Genomic DNA, 364 nt, shown 5'->3' with positions numbered 1-364 from the left:
GTATAATTCTGTGTTGGTGTCAGGTGCGAGCGTACTCCAGCAGTTTAATGTATTGGCTTGTTGTTGGGCTTTTTGTACAAACTTTCGTTCTACCAGCTGTGAGATTGGTACCAGTTCAAAGCCTTGCTGAGTGAGCTCATGTAGCGCTTGGCGTAAAAAGGCGCTGGTTTCTGCGTAGGTGTGGGCATTCGCTATGGCAATGTGATGTTTAGTCGCTTTATATATTAGCTCATCCAGCCTTTGCTGCAGTTGCTCATGCGTGTTTATATTGTCAAAAAACACATCGCGGCCTATAGTTTCAACCCCAATAAAAAATTCCACATATTCCGAATGGCTTAAGTCCGTCTTACGGCGATCTATAAAC

The 364-nt window shown here is 44.0% G+C and carries 1 protein-coding gene; it reads right to left on the bottom strand.

The features are described 5' to 3' along the window. A partial coding sequence (locus CWB60_RS20600; RefSeq protein WP_283240975.1) for a divergent polysaccharide deacetylase family protein occupies nt 1–360 on the bottom strand: 360 nt, incomplete at its 3' end. Between the last annotated feature and the right edge of the window lie 4 nt (nt 361–364).

The sequence above is a fragment of the Pseudoalteromonas sp. S327 genome (assembly GCF_005886415.1).
GTDB classification, from domain to species: domain Bacteria; phylum Pseudomonadota; class Gammaproteobacteria; order Enterobacterales; family Alteromonadaceae; genus Pseudoalteromonas; species Pseudoalteromonas atlantica.
This window is presented reverse-complemented; position numbering and strand designations above follow the sequence as displayed.